The sequence below is a fragment of the Rhizobium sp. Root1204 genome, from assembly GCF_001424965.1.
Classification (GTDB): domain Bacteria; phylum Pseudomonadota; class Alphaproteobacteria; order Rhizobiales; family Rhizobiaceae; genus Pararhizobium.
Map to the genome: position 1 here is coordinate 143,681 of NZ_LMCZ01000044.1, position 22,992 is coordinate 166,672.

Genomic DNA, 22,992 nt, shown 5'->3' on the forward strand with positions numbered 1-22,992 from the left:
GTCAGTATCCTGCCTTCTGCCGCTGGCGGCGAATATGGGGCGGCATCTCGGCATAGACGCCTTCGAAGATATCGCGCACAGACGGTTTTCCACCCGCATGCAGGGTACCGTGGGTTTCGGCTTCCTTCTGCGCCTGAATGACCTCGTCGAGGATTTCGGCCTCTGCCTGCACATGCCGCTCGTCGGACCAGACACCGCGCATGATCAGGTGTTTCTTCAGCCTGAGGACGGGATCGCCGAGCGGCCACGCCTCGGATTCTGTTTTCGGGCGGTATGCGCTCGGATCGTCGGAGGTGGAATGCGCGCCGACTCGGTAGGTGACATATTCGATCAGAGTGGGGCCGAGATTACGCCGGGCGCGCTCCGCGGCCCAAAGGGACACGGCATAGACGGCAAGATAATCGTTTCCATCGACACGCAGCGCCGGAATACCGAAGCCGAGGCCACGCGCTGCAAACGTGCCGGAGCCGCCGCGGGCGATGCCCTGAAAAGTGGAAATGGCCCACTGGTTGTTGACGATATTGAGGATAACAGGCGCCTTGTAGGTCGAGGCGAAGACCAGCGCCGAATGGAAATCCGATTCCGCCGTCGAGCCATCGCCGATCCAGGCAGCCGCGATCTTGGTGTCGTTCTTGATGGCAGACGCCATCGCCCATCCGACCGCCTGGACATATTGTGTGGCGAGATTGCCGGAAATGGTGAAGAAACCGTGCTCCTTGGAGGAATACATGATCGGCAGTTGGCGCCCGCGCAACGGATCCTTCTCGTTGGAGAAGATCTGGTTCATCATCTCGACCATCGGATAATCGTCGGCAATCAGCAGACCCGCCTGACGATAGGTCGGGAAGTTCATGTCGCCTTTGCGCAGAGCCTTGCGGAAAGCACAGCTGACGGCTTCCTCACCCAGATGCTGCATGTAGAAGGAGGTCTTGCCTTGGCGTTGTGCCATCAGCATCCGCGCATCGAAGGCCCTCAGCTTCATCATGTGCCTGAGGCCGGTCAGCAATTCCTCATCCGACAGTAACCCAGCCCAGGGGCCGACCGCTTCGCCCTCGCGGTTCAGCACGCGAATGATCGAATAGGCGAGATCGCGGATATCTTCGGATGCGGCATCGACTGCAGGGCGCGGCACTGAGCCGGCCTTGGCAATATCAACATTGGAAAAATCCGGCATGCCACCGGGCCGGACGGCCGGTTCAGGAACATGCAGACTCAACTGTGGGAACTCGGTCATGCCGTGCTCTTCCTCCCATTTTTGCCCTTACCTTCCAGTCTCCTCCCGGAAGCGGGCGCATTGTTTTATAGACTACGTGCAATGACGATGCGTTGCACGTCGCTTGTTCCTTCATAGATCTGGCAGATGCGGACATCGCGGTAGATACGCTCGACCGGGTAATCCGACATGTAACCGTAGCCGCCATGGATCTGGATCGCATCCGAGCAGACTTTTTCGGCCATTTCCGAGGCAAACAGTTTTGCCATCGACGCCTCCGTCAGGCAGGGCTCCCCGGCTTCCTTCAACTCGGCCGCATGCAGCACCATCTGCCGGGCTGCGGCAATCTGCGTCGCCATGTCGGAAAGGCGGAAAGCCACGGCCTGATGCTCGATGATCGGCTTGCCGAAGGCGATGCGCTCGCGGGCATAGTCGCGGGCGGCCTCGAAGGCCGCACGCGCCATGCCGACCGATTGCGAGGCGATGCCGATGCGGCCACCTTCGAGATTGGCGAGCGCGATCTTGTACCCCTCACCTTCCGCGCCCAGCCGCAATTCGGCGGGGATACGCATGTTGCTGAAGGCAATCTGGCAGGTGTCCGAAGAATGCAGGCCGAGCTTGTGTTCGACGCGAACGACCTCATAACCGGGCGTGTCTGTCGGCACGATGAAGGCCGTGATGCCTTTCTTGCCGGCATCCGGATCGGTAACGGCGAAGACGATGATGACATTGCCGTTCTTGCCGGATGTGATGAACTGCTTGGCGCCGTCGAGCACATAGTCGTCGCCATCGCGGCGGGCGCGGGTGCGCAGGTTGGAGGCGTCGGACCCTGCCTGTGGTTCCGTCAGAGCAAAGCCGCCGATCCATTCACCGGAAGCAAGTTTCGGCAGGAAACGCTGCTTCTGCTCTTCTGTGCCGAATTTCAGGATCGGCACACAACCCACCGAACTGTGCACGCTCATGATCGTCGAGCAAGGACCATCACCGGCCGCAATTTCCTCGAGCGCGACCGCATAGGCCACGGTTCCGGTTTCCGAGCCGCCATAGGCTTCCGGCACCAGCATGCCGAGGAAGCCGAGTTCGCCCATCTCCTTCAGCTCAGCCTTTGGAAAAGCATGCGACACGTCGCGCTCTGCGGCACCCGGTGCCAGCCGCTCGCAGGCAAAATCGCGGGCCACGTCGCGAATCTGGATCTGTTGTTCAGACAGGATCATGTGTTCTCTCCTCCCCGTCCCGCTCAATGCCGCTCGACCGCGATCGCCGTCGCCTCGCCGCCGCCGATGCAGAGCGAGGCCATGCCGCACTTCAGATCGTAGCGCTCAAGAGCCGCCAGCAATGTGACGATGACGCGGGCGCCGGATGCGCCGATGGGATGGCCGAGCGCGCAAGCGCCGCCATGCACATTGACCTTGTCATGCGGCAGATCGAGATCGCGCATCGCAGCCATCGCGACCACGGCGAAGGCCTCATTGATCTCGAACAGATCGACATCCTTCAAGGCCCATCCGGTGCGCTCGCTGAGCTTCTTCAGCGCGCCGATCGGTGCGGTGGCAAACAGATTGGGTGCCTGCGCATGGGTGGAATGGCCGGTGATGGTGGCAAGAGGCGTCAAGCCCCTACGCTCCGCTTCGGAGCGGCGCATCAGCACCAGTGCTGCAGCGCCATCGGAAATCGAGCTGGCATTGGCCGCCGTCACCGTGCCATTTTCGCGGAAGGCAGGCTTCAGCGTCGGAATTTTTTCAAGTTTCGCCTTGCCCGGTTGCTCATCGCGGCTGACGACCTGTTCCGTCTTTCCAGTCTTCAGGGTGACCGGCGTGATCTCGCTATCGAACGATCCATCCTCGATGGCCTTTTTGGCCCGTGTGAGCGAGGTCACGGCAAAGTCGTCCTGGGCTGGCCGCGTGAATTGATAGGCCTCGGCACAATCTTCGGCAAACGTGCCCATCAGCCGTCCCTTGTCATAGGCATCCTCCAGCCCGTCGAGGAACATGTGGTCGATGACGCGGCCATGACCGAGCCGGTAACCGCCGCGGGCCCGATCCAGCAGATAGGGCGCATTGCTCATGCTTTCCATGCCGCCGGCGATAGCAATGTTGGCGCTGCCGGCCAGGATAAGATCATGCGCCAGCATCGCCGCTTTCATGCCAGAGCCGCACATCTTGTTGACGGTGCTGGCGCCGGTTGCAAATGGAAGACCCGCGCCGATGGCCGCCTGACGGGCTGGTGCTTGCCCCTGCCCGGCCGGAAGCACACAGCCGAACACGACTTCATCCACCAGCTCCGATGCCAGGCCGCTACGCTCCAATGCGGCGCGAATGGCCGCAGCCCCGAGGTCCGGCGCGGTGGCGCCCTGCAGATCACCCTGAAATCCGCCCATGGCGGTACGGGCGGCGCCGACAATGACGATGGGATCATGTGCTGTCATTTCAAACCTCCCAAGCCGCTCAGCGCGGGCCCATGCGCAGCGCGCCATCCAGACGGATGACCTCGCCATTCAGCATGGTGTTCTCACAGATGTGGCGCACCAAAGCAGCAAATTCAGCCGGACGGCCAAGACGTGGCGGAAACGGTACGCTCTTTCCAAGCGCTTCCTGCGTCTCGGGCGGCATGCCGGCCATCATCGGCGTCTCGAAAATGCCAGGCGCGATGGTGACGACGCGGATGCCGTAGCGGGCGAGTTCGCGCGCAATCGGCAGGGTCATGCCGACGACGCCGCCCTTGGAGGCGGAATAGGCAGCCTGACCGATCTGGCCGTCGAACGCGGCAACGGAGGCTGTATTGACGATGACGCCGCGCTCGCCTTCGCTGTCCGGTTCCTGTGTCTGGATGGCGGCAGCGGCAAGCCGGATCATGTTGAATGTGCCGACCAGATTGATACCGATCGCCTGCGCAAAACTCTCAAGACGATGCGGGCCGTCGCGGCCGAGAACTTTTTCACCCGGAGCAACGCCGGCACAATTCACCAGGCCATGGAGATGGCCGAATGTTTCAAGCGCAGTGTTGATGGCGGCCTGAGCGTCCGGCTCGCTGGTGACATCGGTGCGGACAAACCGGGCGCTTGCCCCGAGACTTGCAGCGGTCTGCGCACCTGCGTCCTGGTTGATGTCGGCGATAACGATGCGGGCGCCAGCCTCAGCCAGCATGCGCGCGACAGCCGCGCCAAGACCGGAACCACCGCCGGTGACCACAAAAACCTTGCCGGAAATATTCATAGCGCTGCCTTTCTCATGTGAAGGCGCGCAACAGTCAGCCCCTGATCCGTCATGCAGCCTCCCCGCCGCGTTCCGTCCATCATGCCTGATTTTGATCATAGCATCTTGCCGGACTCTACGCTCGCGCGATATTGCAAGTGATGACAGAACTGCGCCTCATTTTTCGGCCGGTTTTGCCATATGGGAGGAAAATCGATGATGGACGCGGACCGGCGGATGATTTCGCCCTCGTTTGTCGAGGAGGCGCTTGACTGCCTGCGCCGGGCCGGAAAGCCGACGGCGCCGCTTTTGGCTTCACTGGGTTTACCGCTCGTGGTCGAAAAACCGATTTCTGCCGAAAGTTACGGTGCTCTGTGGCTGGCGGTTGCAGCGGAAGTGGATGATGAATTCTTCGGGATGGGCGAGCGGCCGATGCGGCGCGGCAGCTTTACGCTTCTCTGTCATTGCGTGCTGCATGCCAAGACGCTTGATCAGGCCCTTCGCCGGGCGCTTCGTTTTCTCGGCGTGGTACTGGAAGATCCAAGCGGCGAACTGGTGATCCGCGATGGGCTCGCCGAGATCGTACTGACGGACAAGGGAGAGGCCAGGTCGGCCTTTGCCTATCGGACCTACTGGATACTGCTACACGGCATCACCTGCTGGCTGGTCGGCCGCCGCATCCCGATTCGCCGGGTGGACTTTCGCTGCGCCGAACCGCTGGAGGGCGCCGATTACCGCCTTTTCTTCGGCGCGCCCGTACAGTTTTCACAGCCCGTCAGCCGCCTGGCCTTCGATCGTGCAGTCTTGAAGCTGCCGATCGTGCGGACCGAACAGGCCCTGAAACAGTTTCTTCGGGGAGCGCCTGCCAACATTCTCGTGCGTTACCGGTATGATGCGGGGCTGGCGGCCGCCGTTCGCAAGCGGCTTCGCCAACAGGCGCCAGCGGCGTGGTCCGGGTTTGACGACCTCGCCGCGCAGATGCACATGTCGCCTTCGACATTGCGCCATCGGCTGCAGGCCGAAGGCCAAAGTTATGCCGGTATCAAGGACGAAATCCGCCGCGACCGCGCCGTCGAGATGCTGCAAAGCAGTGACGCAAGCGTTGGAGACATCGCCGCGCAGCTCGGTTACTCCGAACCAAGCGCGTTCCACCGCGCTTTCCGCAAATGGACCACGAAGAGCCCCGCGGCCTTCCGGCGGCAGGCAGCTGCATCAGCAGTCAAATAGATTCGCACGTGCTGTCGGGATTTGATGAGGAGAATCCGGGCGGATCAGAGTGATGCCCGCACCCTGTCCCACGCATTGAACAAGTGCCGGCCGAGGACTTCGGACAGGCGGGTCTTGTCGCGGGCTTCCAGCGCCGAGATCATTTCCTCGTGTTCGGAAACGGCGGCAGCCCATTTTTCAGGACCTTCATGGCCGATGAAGCGGATGCGCTTCAGCCGGGTCTGCAGGATGGCATGAATATCGATCAGCGAGCTGTTCTGCGCCAGCCGGACGATCGCGGTGTGGATGTCCTGGTTGAGCTTGTAATATTGCAGACGGTCAGCGGCCTTGTAGCGGTCGATCATCTCGTCGTGCAGCGCCCGCACCTCGGCGATTTCCGCATCGGTTGCGGCTTCACAGGCGAGACGGCCTGCGAGTTCTTCGAGCGTTCGCAGCACCGTCAGCATGTCATGGACGTCTTTCGGGCTGAAGCGTTTGACCACCGCGCCCCGGCTCGGCACCAGTTCGACCAGACCCTCGCTGGCCAGATATTTGATTGCCTCGCGCAACGGCGTGCGGGACACCCCGAGCTGTTCTCCCAGCTGGCCTTCATGCAGACGCGTGCCCGGCTCAAGGTCCCCCTCAATGATCATGTCGCGCAGGTGGTTGACCAGCGTGTCGTGCAGGGCCGTGCGCCGGATCGGACCGGCGCTGCCATCAGCACGGCGTTGCAGTGAGGAGATCTCGTCCATGTCTTTCGTGCCCGTTCCGCTCTGGCGCGTTGTGTTTCTGAATCGTTTTTTAGCGCATTGCGAACATGAAGATTGCCTGATCCAACGTCAACAAAAAATGCTGCATACAGAATACAAAAGACTTGATGCAGAATTATGAATGCCGTATGACGGCTGCAACAGCATGAAGCGGAGGACTTTCATCATGACCCTGAGCGCCAACGATGCGCGTCCTGTTATTGCGCTCGCCATGGGCGATCCGGCAGGCATCAGCCCAGAACTGACCGCCAAGCTCCTGTCGATGGACGATATTCGCGAAGCGGCACATCTGGTTGTGATCGGCGATCGCCGTATTCTCGATGAAGGTGCCGAATGCGCCGGGCTCGCGCTCGATCTCGCTTCCGCATCGCTGGAGAATTTCGAGGGCGCCGGCACTGACAAGCACGTATTCATCGATCTTGCCCATCTCGATCCGGCCGATGTCGATCGCGGCGAGGCAACGCTTGCCGGCGGCACATTCGCCACCACCAACTTCCGCACTGCGCTGCAGCTGGCTGACAAGGGCCGTGCACAGGCCGTCTGCTTCACCCCCTTCAACAAGAAGGCGATGCGCTTTGCTTATCCGGGCTATGACGATGAAATCCGTTTCGTCGCCGATGTCATCGGCTTCACCGGCAAGGTGCGCGAATTCAATGTTCTGGAGAAGGTCTGGAATGCGCGCGTCACCTCGCACATTCCGTTGTCCGAAGTTTCGGCCAACCTGTCGGTCGACGGCATCCTTGCTGAAATCGAGCTGACGCGGGGGTGCCTGAAGGCAGCTGGTTATGACAATCCGCGCATTGCGGTCGCAGGCCTCAACCCGCACGCCGGCGACGGCGGCAGCTTCGGCATGGAAGAAATCGACATCATCGAGCCGGCTGTGCAGTTTGCCCGCCAACGCGGATGGGATGTCGAAGGCCCCTTCCCGGCCGACACCGTCTTCCTGCGGGCGCTGAAGGAAGGTTTCCAGGCGGTTTTGACCATGTATCACGACCAGGGTCAGATCGCGATGAAGATGATGGGCTTCGACAAGGGCGTGACGATGATGGGCGGACTGCCATTCGCTCTGTGCACGCCCGCTCACGGCACTGCATACGACATCGCCGGCAAGGGTATTGCCGATGTTGGCGCAAGCCGTGAGGCCATTCTTCTGGCGGCGCGCATGGCGAAAAGAAGTGCGGCCCAGGCCGCTGCTGCCTGAATTCGACCTGTTTTGGTTTCTACCGGCGTGGAGGAGGTCCACGCCGTTCATTCAACGGAGGAGTTTTAGATGAAAACATCAGTCTCAATCGCATGCATCATGGTTGCCGCATTCGGCGTTGCCGCACCGGCAATGGCTTTCGAGCCGAACCGCCCGGTCGAGTTCGTCGTTACCGCCGGCCCCGGCGGCGGCACGGATATCTTCGCGCGCACGATCCAGTCGATCATCTCCAAGTACGAGTTGATGAAGGCGCCAGTCGTCGTCACCAACAAGGGCAGCGCCGGTGGTGCTGAAGGCTTCGTCTATGCGGCGGGCTACAAGGGCGACGCCTACAAGCTCGCTTTCGGCACCAACAATGCCTACCTGCTGCCGGTTCGTGCCAAGGTTCCCTACAAGTCGGAAGACCTGACGCCGGTGGCCGCACTCGCCTCCGATGAATTCGTGCTCTGGGTCAACGGCAAGTCTGACATCAAGACGGCCGCCGATTTCGTCGCCAAGGCCAAGGAAGCCGGCGATTACAAAGTTGGTGGAAGCCAGTCGAAGGACGTCGACCAGATCCTCACCTCGATGATCAACGATGCAAGCGGTGCCAAGCTCGGCTATATCCCATTCAAGAGCGGCGGCGAAGCGGCCGTCCAACTGGCTGGCGAACACATTGCCGCCAACGTCAACAACCCGAGCGAAAACCTCGGCCAGTGGCAGGCAGGCATGGTCAAGCCGGTCTGCGTGTTCAAGTCGGAAAAGCTGAAGAGCGACGGCAAGGTTGCCGGCGAACAGGGCTGGGGGGATATCCCGACCTGCAAGGAAAGCGGCATCGCGATCGACAACTACTCCATGCCGCGTACCGTCTGGTTGCCGGCTGGCGTCGAACAGGACGTTGTTGATTTTTACGCCGGTGTCCTGAAGAAGGTGTCTGAGACACCGGAATGGGCCAAGTATCTTGCTGATACCTCGCAGTCGGCCGACTATATGAGCGGCACGCAGCTTGCCGATTTCATCAAGGGCAACGAGGCTTCGGTGACGGAAGTGCTGAAGCGCGAAGGTTGGCTCGCCAACTGAACCCATTAAGGTTCCCTGCGGACGCTTCAGGGCGTCCGCACCCACCGGAAAGGTTTGAACGATGAGCGAGAACAGCGCCAAGGGATTGTCCCGTTTCGCGATGGAAATCGGCGTCGCCCTCTTGACTGGCGCCTTCGGTGCCGCAGTCTGCTACGGGTCGGTCGAAGCCGGCACGGGCTGGACCGACATGGGGCCGGATGCAGGCTATTTCCCCTTCTATATCGGCCTTCTGATCATGTTCGGTAGCGCCGCCAATCTGGTCGCCGCTCTGTTCAAGCACCGCAGCAGCGGCGAAATCTTCTTTGAAGCTTCGCGATTCAAGGTCGTCTTGTCGTTTCTGTTGCCGCTTGTTGCCTTCGCAGCAGTCTCCACCTTTCTCGGTCTCTATGTCGGAACGGCGCTCTATATCGCCGGCGCCATGACTTTCCAGGGCCGCTACAAGTGGTGGATCGGCCTGCCATCGGGCATCGCAGTCTCGCTTCTCTTCTTCGTCATCTTCGAAATCGGCTTCAAGGTTCCGCTCCTGAAAGGCCCGGTCGAGGCGTGGTTCGGGATCTATTGATCCTGCCGCCTTGTTGTCTTTAGGAGGAAAGACATGGAAAATATCGGTCTCCTGATCGACGGCTTCGGCCATATCCTGAGCTTCAATCATATTCTGCTGATGATGCTCGGCGTGACGCTTGGCATCCTCGTCGGCGTGCTCCCCGGGTTGGGGGCTCCCAACGGCGTGTCGCTGCTTTTGCCGCTGACATTCTCGATGGACCCGATTTCGGCGATCATCCTCTTGTCCTGCATGTATTGGGGAGCGCTTTTCGGCGGATCGACGACGTCCATCCTGTTCAACATCCCCGGCGAACCCTCCTCTGTCGCGACGACCTTCGACGGCTATCCGATGGCAAAGACCGGCCAGGCGAGCCGTGCGCTGACACTGGCATTTGTGTCCGCCGGTATCGGCGCATTGTCGGGTGTCGTGATGATCACGCTCCTGTCCGGCTGGGTCGCCAATTTCGCACTGAAATTCTCGTCGCCTGAATATTTCGCCGTCTATTTCCTCGCCTTCGCCAGCTTTATCTCGATGGGCGCGCAATCGCCGTTCAAGACCCTGGTTTCGATGATGCTTGGCTTCGCGCTGGCCTCGGTCGGCATGGACACGATCTCCGGCAACCTGCGCCTCACTTTCGATATTCCTGAACTGATCAAGGGCGTTTCCTTCCTCATCGCCGTCATGGGCCTGTTCGGTATCGGCGAACTGCTCCTGACCACGGAAGAAGGCCTGCGTTTCGAAGGCATCAAGGCACGCGTGAAAATGGCGGAAATCGGCCGCACGCTGATCGAGATGCCGCGTTACTGGTTCACCATTCTGCGCTCCACCATCATCGGCATCTGGATGGGTATCACACCCGCCGGCCCAACCGCTGCTTCCTTCATGAGCTACGGTGTTGCCCGCCGCTCGGCGCGCGACAAGTCGATGTTCGGCAAGGGTGATCCGCGCGGTATCGTTGCGCCGGAAACGGCCGACCATTCGGCCGGAACCTCCGCCTTGCTGCCCATGCTGGCGCTCGGTGTTCCGGGTTCTGCTACGGCTGCCGTCATGATGGGCGGATTGATGATCTGGGGCCTGACACCTGGCCCGACACTGTTTACCGACCGTCCAGATTTCGTCTGGGGGCTGATCGCCTCGATGTATCTCGGCAATATCGTTGCCGTGATCCTGGTGCTTGCCACCGTACCGCTCTATGCGTCGATCCTGCGGGTGCCGTTTGCCATTATCGGCCCGATCATCGTTGCCGTCATCTTCTCCGGCGCCTATCAGGTCGCCAATTCGGTGATGGATATCTGGCTGGTTATCGCGTTTGGCCTGCTCGGCTATATCTTCAAGAAGCTCGACTATCCGCTGGCGCCGCTGGTTCTGGCCATGGTTCTTGGCGACAAGGCTGAAGACGCCTTCCGCCAGTCGATGCTGATGTCGAATGGCGATCTCTCGATCTTCTGGTCGAATAGCCTCGTCTCCGGCCTGATGGCATTGGGCTTGGCGCTGCTCCTCTCGCCGCTGGTGTTCTGGCTGATCGGTCTTGTCCGTGGCGGCAAGAAGGAAACCCCGGCATCCGCCAATGATGGAAAGACGGCGGCCTGACCGGCCGCCACATGTCCCTGAAATTTGAAGGATAAAGCCATGACCGCCAAACCGCGCCAATGGAATAGAGAGACCTGGCCGATCGCAGCCGCGATGATCCAGTATCCGAACACCCTGCCCGATGGGCGCTCCGTTCAGGATCAGTCGGTTGAGGAATGGGCGGAGACGCTTGCCGATGTGGTCGATGCCGGTTTCACCGAGCTTGACCCGACTGACAGCTGGATCCGGCTCGCCGATCTTTCACTCGCACGGCTTGACGCTTTCGTGGCGCTGACCCAGTCACTGGGATTGACGATGCCAGCGATTTCGACGGCACGGCGTAGCGTTATCGACGCGCAGCACGGCGACGAGTATCTTGCCTATGGACATCGGGTTATCGATACCGCCAAGGCCATCGGCGCAGGCTCCGTATCTTTCGGCCTGTTCGAGGCACTGACCGATGCCCAGAAGAAAGCGCTATGGTTCTGGACCGTCGATGGCGCGAAGAACCCGGACGATGCGGCAGTGTGGAACAAGGCTGTTACACGCATTCGCGAACTCGGACGCCATGCCGAAGAGCTCGGCATCGAACTGGCGCTGGAAATGTACGAGGACACCTATCTCGGCACGGCGGAAAGCTCCGTCCGGCTGGTCGAGGACATTGGCCTTGCCAATGTCGGCATCAACGCGGATCTCGGCAACTTGATCCGCCTGCACCGGCCGGTCGAGCACTGGCAGGAGATGATGGCCAAGGTTGCGCCTTATGCGAAATATTGGCACGTGAAGAACTACACCCGCACCGAAGATCCTGCATCCGGCGTCATCGTCACGCATCCGGCGCCGCTGGAGTCTGGCATAATCAATTATCGCGCCGCCATTCGCATGGCGCTGGCACATGGCTTTTCGAGCCCCTTCCTTTGTGAACATTATGGCGGTGACGGGCTTTCCGTCAGCGCAGCCAATCGCGATTATCTGAGGCGTATCCTGCCTCGCGACCAAGGACAGACGTCATGACCACCATTTTCGATGAGCCCGAGGAATTCGCAACGACCGCGCTCGCCGGCTTTGCCGCGATCTACAGCCGGTATGTCCGCCATGTGAAGGGCGGCGTTGTGCGCTCGACCAAAGTGCCGAAGGGCAAGGTCTCGGTGGTGATCGGCGGCGGATCCGGACACTATCCGGCCTTCGCCGGTTATGTCGGCCCCGGCCTTGCCGATGCGGCCGTCGCCGGTGACGTGTTCGCCTCCCCTTCCACGGCTGCCGTGGCACGCGTTTGCCGCCATGCGGACCAGGGCGGCGGCATCCTGCTCGGTTTCGGCAACTATGCCGGTGACGTTCTGAACTTCGGGGTTGCGGCGGAACGCCTGCGCGCCGAGGGCATCGATGTTCGCATCGTGCCGGTGACTGATGATGTGGCCAGTGCGCCAGCAGATGCGGCCGCAAAACGCCGTGGTATTGCGGGCGATCTCGTCGTCTTCAAGATCGCCGGGGCTGCCGCCGAAGCCGGCATGAACCTCGACGAAGTCGAGCGCGTCACCCGCCTTGCCAATGACCGCACCGTCTCTTTCGGCGTTGCCTTCAAGGGCTGCACCTTGCCAGGGGCTGCTGGACCGCTGTTCACTGTACCGCATGGCCAGATGGCGCTCGGTCTCGGTATCCATGGCGAGCCGGGCATCAAGGACGAAGCGATCCTTCCTGCGAAGGACTTGGCAAAGCTCCTGACCGAAAAGCTGCTGGCGGAACGTCCATCCGGAACAGCCAAGGTTGGCGTTATCCTCAACGGATTGGGGGCGACGAAATATGAAGAGCTGTTCGTACTCTGGACGTCCGTTTCGACGCTTCTGAAGGATGCCGGACTGGATGTCGTAGCTCCGGAAGCCGGCGAATTCGTAACCAGCCTCGACATGCAGGGCTGCTCGCTGACGTTGCTCTGGCTCGACGACGAACTGGAAACACTGTGGTCGGCCGCCTGCGATACGCCTGTGCTGCGCCGCGGCGCGACGTTTTCGACGGAGCAAGCAAATGACGCGCTTGAGGACGTCGAAGGAAAATTGACGTTCGCGCCTTCCTCCGAAGCGTCGAAGGAAGCGGGCAAATGCGTCGCCGGTCTGCTCACCGGCATCGCCGCAGCATTGAAAGATGCGGAAGAAGAACTCGGCCGGATCGATGCCCATGCGGGCGATGGTGATCATGGCCAGGGCATGCGCCGTGGTTCGGCTGCGGCACTCGATGCTGCCAACGCGGCTGTCGCAGCGGGTGCGGGAGCCGCAAGCGTGCTGGCCATTGCCGGTGATGCCTGGGCTGACCGGGCTGGCGGAACCTCGGGTGCGATCTGGGGCCTTTTGCTGCGCTCGTGGAGCAATGCACTGAGCGACAATGACGCAATCGAGAAGGATGCGGCCGTCAAGGGCGCCCGGCTTGCGCTGGATGGCGTTACCCGGCTTGGCCGCGCGCGGCTTGGCGACAAGACCTTGGTCGATGCACTCATCCCGTTTGTCGAGACGCTGGAGAGCGAGTCCGCTTCCGGAAAATCGCTACCAGAAGCGTGGTCTCTGGCGGCAGATGCTGCGAAGTCTGCCGCCGACGCGACCTCGGCGCTCACCCCGAAACTCGGCCGCGCCCGGCCGCTCGCCGAAAAGAGTATCGGTCATCCCGATGCCGGTGCAGTGTCACTGGCGCTCGTCGCGCGGGTGGCGGCAGATTATATTTCCAAGTCTGGCGGCAAGTAAGCCGCACTGTATCCACTTCGACCGGCTATGATTAGATGCATGGCCGGTCGTTGCTTTTTAAAGCTCCGGCATTTCAGGCCCTCTGCGCCAGTTCCCTATCGATCGCGGAAACGAGGCGGCCGTCCTCTGCGGTGACATCGGGTGAAAAGCGCGTGGCGACCTTGCCGTCGCGGCCGATCAGGAACTTTTCGAAGTTCCAGAGCACGTCGGCCTTGTTTTCCGGCTCGACGCCGTATCCCTTCAACCGTTCCCGCATCGGGCCTTCACCGGTAGCGTCGGGCGCAATTGCCGTCAGGCTGCGATAGAGCGGATGAGCCGCTTGCCCTTTGACGGAAATCTTTGAGAAAATGGGAAACTGTACATCGTAAGTGCTGGTGCAGAATTCGACGATCTCGGCCTCGGTTCCCGGCTCCTGCCCCATGAAATCATTGGCCGGGAAGGCAAGGATGACAAACCCTGCGTCGCGCTTGGCTTCATACAGCTTTTCGAGACCTTCATACTGGACCGTCAGGCCGCATTTCGACGCGACGTTGACGACCAGCATGACGCGGCCGCGAAATTCGGCAAGCGTCGTCTGGCGCCCGTCGGCTGTCTTGACCGGGATATCCAAAGGGGAAGTTGTCACGTTGTCCACTCCGCTCCCGATGGCCAAACCGGAAAGCCGGGGGGAGCCTTGCGTCCCGGTCAATCCTTGTCGTTGAATATCTGGTAGAGAATGCCAAGTCCACGCTGACCATCGCGATTGCCGATGGCAGCCAGCGCTTCGAACACCCGCCGTGCGTCGGCGTAACGCTTCAGCCTCAGGTAGGCATAGCCCCGAAGCGACAGGAGGTCGGTTCTTTCTGGCCCGATCTGCCTCAGTTGATCGAGGATAAGGATCGCTTCCCGCGAGCGGCCGGCATCAAACGCTGCCACCGCCTTGTCGGCGAGGATCGCCTGTTGCAGTTCGAAAGCGCGTTGGCGGTTTTGTGGCGCCTTGATCGCGGAGACCGCAGCCTTGGCTGAGAGACCGGCGCGCAAGTAGGCGAGGCTTTGGCCATAGGCTGCATCCTCGCGGGTTTTTGCCGATGAACCAAGCATGCCAACCTCGAAAGCCGCCGCGGCTTCCATTGGCCTGTTGCGCTCCATCAGGCACCAACCGCGCGTCAGAGCGGCTTCAGGCGCCAGCGTTTGCGGATTGATCGTGGACTTGCAGCCCCGATCGGCCGAAACGGTTCTGCGTGGACGTGTGACAGCCACTTGCTCCTGCTGGTCGTATTCCACATCCTGCGACGTCACGACCTTGCGCGGCTGCCGTCTGACGGCAACCGTTTCATTCGCTACCGGTAGCTGCCTGTTTGCCGTTTCCGGCTTTTCGACTTCGCCGACCTTGGCAATACGCTCCGAGCGTCCCGCCCACAGGCGCTGGATTTCTGAGAGCCCCTTCAAATCGTCCAGCTGCTGATAGGTCACCGCCAGTCCGTAAGCCGACGGTTCGTCGTCAAGCTTCCAACCGAGTGCGGCCCGGAACCATTGCAGGGCCGTTTGCGGCTGGTTCAGTGCGCGGGCGTACCAGCCGAACTGCTGGGCGGTTGATGCATCACGCGACTTTATCACTTCGGCGGCAATGCGCTTCAGCACCTCACCGGAAATCGCGACGGGCGGCTCGAGCGCCAGCAGATTGGCGGTGGCCGCAAGATAAACTGCTTTTGCGTCCTTGGAATCGTCGCGCCAGCGATACATCGTGTCTTCGGCAGCAAGCTGATCGTTGCGGTCGATCAAGGTGAGCGCCAGCCCTTGCGAAGCGGACGCCGTATCCTCCTTGTCACGCGCTTTGCGGAACCATTTTTCCGCCGCTTCCATGTCGCCCCGCGGCAGATGATACCAGCCAAGCAAGAGGGCATCGGAGGCAAGACCGCCCGTCTCGGCCAGATGTTCCACACGCGCCAGATATTGCGGCGGAACGACAAGCTTTCCGTCGGCATTGGCTTCAGCAACAAACCGGCGCGCGAGATCGTCGCGGATACTGTCGAATTCCATCGTGCCGTCAGGAGCCGTTTTCTCCTTAGCGAGCAAATCCTCGACACTCTTGGCGGGAAGAATGGCGGCTGCTTTCTGGACCGTCGCCAGCCGCTCGGCGGCATTCTGGCAATTGTTCAGGATATAGGAATAGGCGTCCGTCGCCCGCTGTGCCTTGTCTGTGCGGAAGAAGGCCTCGGCCACGCGCCAAAGCACATCGACTTCACTGCAGGTGAGCAGGCTCGGCGTTTCCGAGCCGATCCGTACGACGGTGTCGTATTGCTTCAGGTCCGAGGCGTTGATCAGCCGCGTACGGGCTTCGGCAACGGTCAAACGGTCGATCAGGTCCGCCGGCGGTTTCCACGCGGGTTCCGCGATCTGACGTTCCGCAATGGCCTTGCGGACTTCGGCGTAACGGCCTTGTGCATAGAGATCCCACATCGTCTCCAGCTGCTTGTCCTCATTTTGAGGAACAGCCAACGGATCCTTCGGCGGCACCCAATCCGGATAGAGAGCCTTCAATCGGGAGATTTCTGCCTGAAGCCGCGCCGTATCGCCACGGCTGGCAAAATAACGCAACGCGCTTTCATCGACGGTTGCCGCCGTTGCAGCAGTCACCACCGTGTCGAGTACCGGCCGCGCTGAACGTTTGATCTCGCGGAATACGGGCGCGTTTACGCCAGTGACGCCCGAGTCTGACTGCTGAACCAGACGCGGCGACAGCGCAACAGGCTCTTCCGCATCGGCCAGCGAAAGGGATTGCATCGCATGCTTGATGTAATCAGGCTTATTCATCCCGAAGACACTGATGGCGACGATCGCTGCTGACAATGCGATGAAGGTTGACTTCATGAGCACTCCCGCTGCTGAGCAGCTATAAATGATAGCCCCAGCAAATGGAGCGTAGAAGGATAATAGCGGGTCGGCGCGAATTGCTTCAAATCTTCCGGCACGGCTGTCTTGTTCACCACACAGGCCAGAATATGGTTAATTATTTGATAACCCGGATCAGAGAGGTTGTCCTTCGGCAGACCAGAAGAAATATCTATGGTTGCGTATTCTCCATTTGCACCGGATGTCCCCCGCATCAATCTCGTCAGCAAGTCTCGATCGGTTATCCCGCCACGCACGAGGTAAAGTGGGATGCGCAAGGCATTGTAGCCAAATTCCGCAGGGAACCCGGTTGCGGGGGCTAACGGCGATGTCAGCGATACCCAATCCGTGGGTAATTGTTTTGGACCAAAGCGAAGCTCACCGAGAATAGCAATGCCATCGGTACCCAGCTTTTCCCAGACCGGAGAAGGTGCCAATTGATCGAGCACCGGAAAGGCCTCGAAAATCCAGTAGGAAGGGTTGATGACGGGGCCATCATCGCGGTCTTTGGCGGAAAAGCCTGTGGCGGCCGGCAAGAGCAGCGTCCGCCCCGAATTTTGAATAACGGTCTTATCAAGAATGGCGCGGGCGATGCTCGCGCCATTCTTGATGTAGTCCGGCCGGTTCCATTGTTTCCCCGCCAGCCCCAGCGCGTAGGCAATCAGGATGTCTCCATCCGTCGCATTGTTGATGTCGGTGACATGCGGCTTGCTGGCAGGGTTCCATTTCCAGGCCGCTAGGCCATCGCTCCGCAACAGAAGTTCAGTGCGGGTAAAAGACCAGATGAGTTCGAAATCCGCAGGATTGCCTGCAAGCACGGACAGCAGCAATCCATAGCCCTGGCCTTCACTATGGCTGATATTGCCGTTAGCATCGTCAATGATGCGGCCACCGGGGTCGAGAAATTTCGCTTTGTAAGCCTGCCATGCATCGGCGGCGATCAAGGGTTGCTGTGCAGCCGCCGGAGTACTCGCCAGACAGAAGCTGAAAAGTCCCGCAAGGAAGGCCGCCAGCAGTTTTCCTCTCATTGCCGCCGCCCGAGATTGCTGAGCATCGTTGCAGTCGCCAATCCGAGTATGACGGCAAGCACCGCAAGCAACACCGCATAGGACAGGATGTTCGTCGACAACCAGTTGGCCGCGATGAGCCGGTAATTGGAAAACGAACCGGGCTGTGTCGGTAGGAACTTGAAGCTGTTCACCGGTACAGTCTGCACTGTCTTGGTGCCGGCCTCATATGTCGAGATACGCCCGGCAAGCTGCGCCCACGGCGTGTGTCCGCTCAGGGCCTGCATGCTGTCGCGCAGTTCCTTGCCGGTCGGTGCGGCGACAACCGTCCATGTTCCCGTCCCATCGGGGCTGGATGCCTGCGCCAGGAGCAACGATGCGGCGTTTGATGGCATGAAGCTGCTTTCCGATCTGGGCGCAAACCGCAGGGATGTCAGCGTGATGTCAAAATTCTGCTTCAGCCACCCCTCAAGCGCGCTGATCTGGCGGCTGAACAAGCCACCCTTCAACTTATCACGCCACTCATCATAGGCGGCCTGCGTATTGACACCTTGCGCCTGAGCGCCTGTATCAGGTCCCCACGTGTTGCGGCTCGCCTCCGAAATGTTCATCTGAGTGAAGACCATCTGCGGCATCTGCGACAGGGAGCCGATGAAGATTGCGCTTCTGTTGCCGATCAATGCCGGGGAGGCCACTGTTTCGACAGCGACAGGATGTCCAGCCCCCGTAGCCAGCCGTCCCAGGAATGTCGCCGCCGCCGAAAGCGTGTTCGCATCGATGCGATCCATGAACAGTGGAACAGGATCAACGCTTCTGTTGTAAGGCGCTCCCGTTCCTGATGTCGCCGCGAGGTTGGGCAGTTGGCCCACGCGGGCGAAGTCCGGCATGTGAAATTCTGAGGTATCGAACAGTGCAAAACGCGGGGCATCCGCACCGGTCGCTCCAGGCGCGCAAACCTTATCGCTTTCGGTTTCCAGAATGGCTTCGATTGCAATCGTATTCACGCCCGGACGAAGATGCCGCATGGTTACATTGATCGGCAGATGACGAAGGAGCCCGCCGCCCGATGAGGTGATGGGAACCGTGGAGGCAATACTGTCATTGACGTAAATATCGATGTGGCTTCCGGGCATGACCGCCGACGAATAGGCCGCGTCGAGCAGGATCACCGCTTCGCCATAGGAGGAGGCGTAGAAGTCCGATGGAATACCGATGGTAAAGTCCGTGCGGAAGCGCCTGCCGGAAAATTCTTCGGTCTTCAGCCCCAGTTGCGAAAAGGGAAGCCGGGTGTTGGAAAACAGGAATGGCGCGTCCGGAGCGCGCCAGCGTTGGGTGGTAATCACGTCGCGGCGGACCGGTGCTGTAATATCGGTCGGGGCGACAATGCTTTCGATCGCACTGCGGATCGCCTGCCATGTCGGCCCGGTGATCACGAGGACCGGCATTCCGGTTTTTGCGTCCTGAACAAAACCGGCAACCGGCCCGGAGGCGGCGCCAACAGGCAAGGACGCAAACAGCGGCGACAGTTCCGTGGGCGTGCCGACGAGGACGGTCATTTCGCCAGGACCTGATGGCGTCACTTTGTTGGTTTCAAACGAGAACGACTGGTTTGGCATATCGGCCAGAACCGCAAGGCCCTGCGAAAGGCGCATCAAAGGGGCGGTCGAGCCGGGCTGTTCCAGCGCCGGAACCACAAAATTAAACCGGGTGAGACCGCTTTCATCGACGCCGATGGCTTTGATGTCATCGAGGCTCTGCATGGTCAGGGGCTCGTTGCCGGCAAAACTGAGATAGGTTTTCTCTGCGTCGATGTTCGACCAGAGTTCGTAGGTCGATTGAACGGAGCAATCGGTGCGATGACGCTGACTGGAGCGCAGACGGATCAGGTTCGATCCCGGCTTCAACAGGTCCTTCGGAAGGTTGAGGCCAAGATCGGATATGGATTCCGGTGAACGGATCGCTTCATCGGCGATCTTCGTATTGTTCACCTCGACGGTCAGGCGCGATGTTTCCGGGGCAACGAAAATCGAATTCTGATAGCCAAGATTGAGCTTCGCCCCTGTGGCGGCCTGCTGGGGGGTGAGATAGACCGACCAGAGCCGGTCTTCGAATTCCCCCGTCAACCCGAGGCTGCCTTCCGGAAGAACATACCGCCGGAGGGGTTCGGTTATGACCGTCTCGGCAACCGGTGCGACGGTCACCGGCTGGGAACCGGGTGGATTCTTGCCCTGATCTTCCGGCGGCACTGTGACGGCAGGACTATCCGAGGCGGGGCGCTCCGGCGTCATGTCGAAAGGAAGCGTCTGGGCGCGCAGCGGGACGGCCGGCAAAGCAAGCAACGTCAGGGCGAGGATGACGGCCTTTGTCATTTTCGTACTCCCGCCGAAACCCGGGGCTTGCCGCTTGCTCCCCGATTGCTGAAGAAATAGGCGAGCCCCCGGCTAGTCTGATAGAAGGCCAACCCAAAAAACCAGAGCGTGCCACGGAAAAGGCCGGGATTGCCGCGGCGCGACAGCTGGAACTCTGTCCATTGCTGCGAATTCGCGAAAATCAGATCGGCGACGAGACTGTGATCGCGCGCCGCTTCCGGCAGGTATTGGCAACCCATCGTGACGATATCGCCATCCACCTGCGTATTGCGGACGGCGACCGGAAGAATTTCTGCGGTCTCGCGGCCATGGGGCGTGAAACGGATCAGGCCGCGTGTATCAACAGCGGGCGAGCCGATCGTCTTGGCATAGACATTGATGCGGGCACCATAGACCGAAACGTCATCGATCGTTGCCGGATACCAATGTTCCCCGAGGCCAAATTCACACTGGCGCGTCACTTTAACCCGGCGTGTTGCCGACAATTCACCGCGCTCGGAAACGACGCCAAGTGCGCATCCCGCAAGAAGGAGGTTGAGCAGGTTCCAGCCGCCGACCACCAGCGTGACGTCTGCCTTGTAGGGTTCGGTGTAGACACGATAGATCGTCACCAAAAGGGCAAGCAGCAGAATGCCGAAAATGATGAAGAACGGTCTGCTGATTTCCGAAAGACGGCTGACCAGAACGGATTCGTCCTTTGCCGTCACCTTGAAGCTGGGCTTTCTCGGGTTGACGATTGCCGAGACAACCGCAGGCAGGAGATGAACCGTCTGGACGTATTCATAGAGTTCGGAAATCCATGGCCAGCGGAAAGAGCCGTACAGATAGTTCTGCATCATCAGGTTCACGAGCATGTAGGCAAGGGTATAGCCCAGGAACTCGCCGCCGGATGCCGTGAAGATTTCCAGATCGAAGAACAGGTAGCAGAGCGGCGCGAACAGGAAGATCGTCCGGGGAAAAGGAAAGAGCCAGAACAATGTCGACGACATGTAGCAGAGGCGCTGCGGGATCGACAGGCCGCGCTTCAGCGGCGGGAACTTGAAGCGCAGGATTTGCATCATGCCCTGCGCCCAGCGGCTGCGCTGACCGATGAAGCTGGCAAAAGTTGCGGGCTGCAGGCCGGCGATCAGCGGTCGGTCGACATAAACGCTGTTCCAGCCGCTAGCATGAAGATCAATCGCGGTTTCGCAGTCTTCCGTGATGCTGACGCCGCTGAAGCCGCCGGTCTGGTCGAGCGCCTGCCGGCGCAACACCGCCGCCGAACCGCAGAAGAAAGAGGCATTCCACTTGTCGAGGCCGCGCTGGATGATGCCGTAGAACATCTCGTTCTCGCTCGGCATCTTTTCAAATGTTCGCAGGTTGCGTTCGACGGGATCGGGGTTGAGAAAGAAATGCGGTGTCTGAACGAGAAACAGTCTCGGATCGTCTTCGAAATAACCGACCGTTTCCAAAAGGAAGTCCCGCGCAGGCGCATGGTCCGCGTCGAAGACGGCAACCAGCTCGCCTTGCGAATGCTGCATGCCGTTATTGAGATTGCCGGCCTTGGCATGCTCGTTGCGTTCGCGCGTCAGGTAGCGGACATCAAGATCGGCGCAGAGGACCTGCAGTTCCTCATGCCGGGACTTGGCCATCTGGCTTTCGAGCAGGTTTGCCGAGTTCCGCTTCTGGAGCGTGCCGCCATCGTCAAGCAGCCACACTGTCAGCTTGTCGGCGGGATAGTCCATGGCTTTTGCGGCAGCCAGCGTGTTGGCAAGCAGATGCGAGTCTTCGTTGTAGGTTGGCACATAGACATCGACACTTGGATACTGCCCTTTCGTTGCAGCGCGTGACGGGCGCGATGGCAGCGGCATGGCAACGACGAACAGGCTCAGCGCCAGCATCATCACGCTGTACATTTCAGCCAGGTAGAGCAGGAAGGCCGGAATGAAGTTTTCAAGCTGATTGACCGGCGGCAGCGTGCTGGTCGTGCGCCAGTAGACGTAACGCATGACGATTGCCGTGCCGAACGCAAGTGCTGTGAGACGCCAGGTTCCCTCTGCTCTCAGGATCTTCAGAGCAGCCATGAACGTGACGACGGCGATGCTGGCAATCAGCTGGGTCTGCAGGTTGATCGGCAGGGTAACCAGCGCAATCACGCAAAGGGAAGCGATTCCCCAGAAAAGAACGATGCTCGCTTTGCGCATGGTTGGTACCCTTCAGGAGGCCTGCCGGTGGCACTCAAATGCCGGCGGAAGCCCTCAAAACGCCATGGTCAACCCAAACTGCATCCGGCAATTCGGATCATGCCGAAGTTACTTGCATCGTCCGGCATCCGCTGACTGGTTCACACAATCGGGCGAAGGCACAACGATCCCCCTGATATCCCCCGTTGTTGGTAAAGGAATGGTTTCTTCCGCTGCCGGTTGTTTGACTGGCTCGATCTTTTCGCTGGCAACAACGACTTGCCGGGACCGCACGGCGGGGCGTGGGCGCTCGACCTCGACGACCGGCATCACATTGTCATGCACGTCTTGCGTCTTGGGATAGATCGGATGTCCGCTCCGGCCCAATGTCGGGTCAACGCTGGGCGGCTCCCCGTAAGGGTTCCAGCCCGCTGCATTGAAGGCGCCGCGGATCGTATAGCCGTACATGTTGCTCACCAGCTTCTCTTCGCTGGCATTCTCTTCGCAGAGCCGCAGGCGAACCTGGATCGTGCCGCGATTCTGGAAAGCCGTTCGCGCATCCTCCGGCGAACGGATCTGCTGCCAGCCATAAAGGCAGGCATCGTTGCCGCGGCCACGGCCATAGGCATAGCTGAAGGGGCCGTAATTGTTCTGCAGGTAGATCGGCGACTGCTTGAGCGCGATTCCGGGAAGGGCGCTGCGCATTTCCCTGGCGATTTCGCTCGCCCGCACGGATGAGTAGCCAAGAGACCGCGTTCCTTCGAACTTCGATCCGACGGGTCCGAACAGTTGCACGCGCATGACATTCTGGCCGGGCGTGGATGCCGATGTGAACAGGAGGATGTCCTGCTGGGTCGCATTTCTGAACGTGCGCTCGACGATGTTGACGATGGCCGGTCCGCCAGGGCCTGGCAGGGCAAATGCGGTCTCATTGGGCACTGTGGTTACGGTATCGGACAGCCTCACGCCTTCACGGGCACCACAGCCTGCAAGACCGAGCGTCACGACGATGCCGGCAAGCGTATATCGAATGGCTGGGGTTCGTGGAAAGGACAATATGCCTCCGTCAATTTCTTCGCGGATGGATCACTGCCAAGCGCG

The 22,992-nt window shown here is 60.3% G+C and carries 19 protein-coding genes; 8 read left to right on the forward strand and 11 right to left on the reverse strand.

The features are described from left to right. Nucleotide 1 precedes the first annotated feature (1 nt). The 4 genes from ASC96_RS31075 to ASC96_RS31090 all read right to left on the reverse strand — a co-directional run bounded on the left by ASC96_RS31075 (nucleotide 2) and on the right by ASC96_RS31090 (nucleotide 4,425). Complete coding sequence (locus ASC96_RS31075; protein ID WP_060506923.1) at nucleotides 2-1,234, reverse strand: thiamine pyrophosphate-dependent enzyme; 1,233 nt, start codon at nucleotides 1,232-1,234, stop codon at nucleotides 2-4. A gap of 65 nt (nucleotides 1,235-1,299) precedes the next feature. Next, nucleotides 1,300-2,427, reverse strand: a complete 1,128-nt coding sequence (locus ASC96_RS31080) for an acyl-CoA dehydrogenase family protein (RefSeq protein ID WP_060506924.1) — start codon at nucleotides 2,425-2,427, stop codon at nucleotides 1,300-1,302. Between the two features lie 23 nt (nucleotides 2,428-2,450). Next, nucleotides 2,451-3,638, reverse strand: a complete 1,188-nt coding sequence (locus ASC96_RS31085; RefSeq protein ID WP_060507038.1) for an acetyl-CoA C-acyltransferase — start codon at nucleotides 3,636-3,638, stop codon at nucleotides 2,451-2,453. 19 nt (nucleotides 3,639-3,657) lie between these two features. Then, nucleotides 3,658-4,425 carry a 3-hydroxyacyl-CoA dehydrogenase gene (locus ASC96_RS31090; protein ID WP_060506925.1) on the reverse strand — a complete coding sequence of 256 codons (768 nt, stop codon included), beginning with the start codon at nucleotides 4,423-4,425 and terminating at the stop codon, nucleotides 3,658-3,660. A gap of 195 nt (nucleotides 4,426-4,620) precedes the next feature. Between ASC96_RS31090 and ASC96_RS31095 the strand changes: the two genes are divergently transcribed. Continuing rightward, entirely contained in the window at nucleotides 4,621-5,631 is a 1,011-nt protein-coding gene (locus ASC96_RS31095; RefSeq protein WP_060506926.1) for an AraC family transcriptional regulator, read from the forward strand. A 44-nt stretch (nucleotides 5,632-5,675) separates the two neighbouring features. Here the strand turns inward: ASC96_RS31095 and ASC96_RS31100 are convergent, their stop codons facing one another. Then, on the reverse strand, nucleotides 5,676-6,362 hold the full coding sequence (locus ASC96_RS31100; protein ID WP_060506927.1) for a GntR family transcriptional regulator: 687 nt from the start codon (nucleotides 6,360-6,362) through the stop codon (nucleotides 5,676-5,678). Between ASC96_RS31100 and ASC96_RS33130 the strand changes: the two genes are divergently transcribed. The 7 genes from ASC96_RS33130 to ASC96_RS31130 all read left to right on the forward strand — a co-directional run bounded on the left by ASC96_RS33130 (nucleotide 6,361) and on the right by ASC96_RS31130 (nucleotide 13,482). Further along, nucleotides 6,361-6,501, forward strand: a complete 141-nt coding sequence (locus ASC96_RS33130; protein ID WP_156393825.1) for a hypothetical protein — start codon at nucleotides 6,361-6,363, stop codon at nucleotides 6,499-6,501. The two genes, ASC96_RS31100 and ASC96_RS33130, sit on opposite strands and share 2 nt — an antisense overlap. Before the next feature lie 45 nt (nucleotides 6,502-6,546). Continuing rightward, a complete protein-coding gene (locus tag ASC96_RS31105) occupies nucleotides 6,547-7,581 on the forward strand; it encodes a 4-hydroxythreonine-4-phosphate dehydrogenase PdxA (RefSeq protein WP_060507040.1) in 1,035 nt (344 codons plus the stop codon). Between the two features lie 69 nt (nucleotides 7,582-7,650). Continuing rightward, the gene (locus tag ASC96_RS31110) at nucleotides 7,651-8,640 is read left to right on the forward strand and encodes a tripartite tricarboxylate transporter substrate binding protein (protein ID WP_060506928.1); all 990 of its coding nucleotides are present in this window, start codon (nucleotides 7,651-7,653) and stop codon (nucleotides 8,638-8,640) included. Nucleotides 8,641-8,701: 61 nt separating this feature from the next. Next, the gene (locus ASC96_RS31115; protein WP_060506929.1) at nucleotides 8,702-9,202 is read left to right on the forward strand and encodes a tripartite tricarboxylate transporter TctB family protein; all 501 of its coding nucleotides are present in this window, start codon (nucleotides 8,702-8,704) and stop codon (nucleotides 9,200-9,202) included. A gap of 33 nt (nucleotides 9,203-9,235) precedes the next feature. After that, nucleotides 9,236-10,774, forward strand: coding sequence for a tripartite tricarboxylate transporter permease (locus tag ASC96_RS31120; RefSeq protein WP_060506930.1), 1,539 nt, complete (start codon nucleotides 9,236-9,238; stop codon nucleotides 10,772-10,774). Between the two features lie 39 nt (nucleotides 10,775-10,813). Then, complete coding sequence (locus ASC96_RS31125; protein WP_060506931.1) at nucleotides 10,814-11,767, forward strand: sugar phosphate isomerase/epimerase family protein; 954 nt, start codon at nucleotides 10,814-10,816, stop codon at nucleotides 11,765-11,767. Then, nucleotides 11,764-13,482 carry a dihydroxyacetone kinase family protein gene (locus ASC96_RS31130; protein ID WP_060506932.1) on the forward strand — a complete coding sequence of 573 codons (1,719 nt, stop codon included), beginning with the start codon at nucleotides 11,764-11,766 and terminating at the stop codon, nucleotides 13,480-13,482. Before ASC96_RS31125 ends, ASC96_RS31130 begins: the two co-directional genes overlap by 4 nt. 73 nt (nucleotides 13,483-13,555) lie before the next feature. Here the strand turns inward: ASC96_RS31130 and ASC96_RS31135 are convergent, their stop codons facing one another. From ASC96_RS31135 to bcsN, 6 genes are all read right to left on the reverse strand, one after another. After that, nucleotides 13,556-14,107, reverse strand: a complete 552-nt coding sequence (locus ASC96_RS31135; RefSeq protein WP_060507042.1) for a glutathione peroxidase — start codon at nucleotides 14,105-14,107, stop codon at nucleotides 13,556-13,558. 59 nt (nucleotides 14,108-14,166) lie between these two features. Beyond that, complete coding sequence (locus ASC96_RS31140; protein ID WP_060506933.1) at nucleotides 14,167-16,332, reverse strand: cellulose synthase; 2,166 nt, start codon at nucleotides 16,330-16,332, stop codon at nucleotides 14,167-14,169. Next, nucleotides 16,329-17,381 carry a glycosyl hydrolase family 8 gene (locus ASC96_RS31145; protein WP_082512338.1) on the reverse strand — a complete coding sequence of 351 codons (1,053 nt, stop codon included), beginning with the start codon at nucleotides 17,379-17,381 and terminating at the stop codon, nucleotides 16,329-16,331. Before ASC96_RS31145 ends, ASC96_RS31140 begins: the two co-directional genes overlap by 4 nt. Next, nucleotides 17,378-19,729 (reverse strand): cellulose biosynthesis cyclic di-GMP-binding regulatory protein BcsB, encoded by a 2,352-nt coding sequence (locus ASC96_RS31150; RefSeq protein WP_060506934.1) that lies wholly within the window; start codon nucleotides 19,727-19,729, stop codon nucleotides 17,378-17,380. The genes ASC96_RS31145 and ASC96_RS31150 overlap by 4 nt, the downstream gene beginning before the upstream one ends. Next, the gene (gene bcsA, locus ASC96_RS31155; RefSeq protein ID WP_060506935.1) at nucleotides 19,726-21,912 is read right to left on the reverse strand and encodes a UDP-forming cellulose synthase catalytic subunit; all 2,187 of its coding nucleotides are present in this window, start codon (nucleotides 21,910-21,912) and stop codon (nucleotides 19,726-19,728) included. Before bcsA ends, ASC96_RS31150 begins: the two co-directional genes overlap by 4 nt. Before the next feature lie 108 nt (nucleotides 21,913-22,020). Beyond that, entirely contained in the window at nucleotides 22,021-22,947 is a 927-nt protein-coding gene (gene bcsN, locus ASC96_RS31160) for a cellulose biosynthesis protein BcsN (protein WP_060506936.1), read from the reverse strand. Nucleotides 22,948-22,992 lie beyond the last annotated feature (45 nt).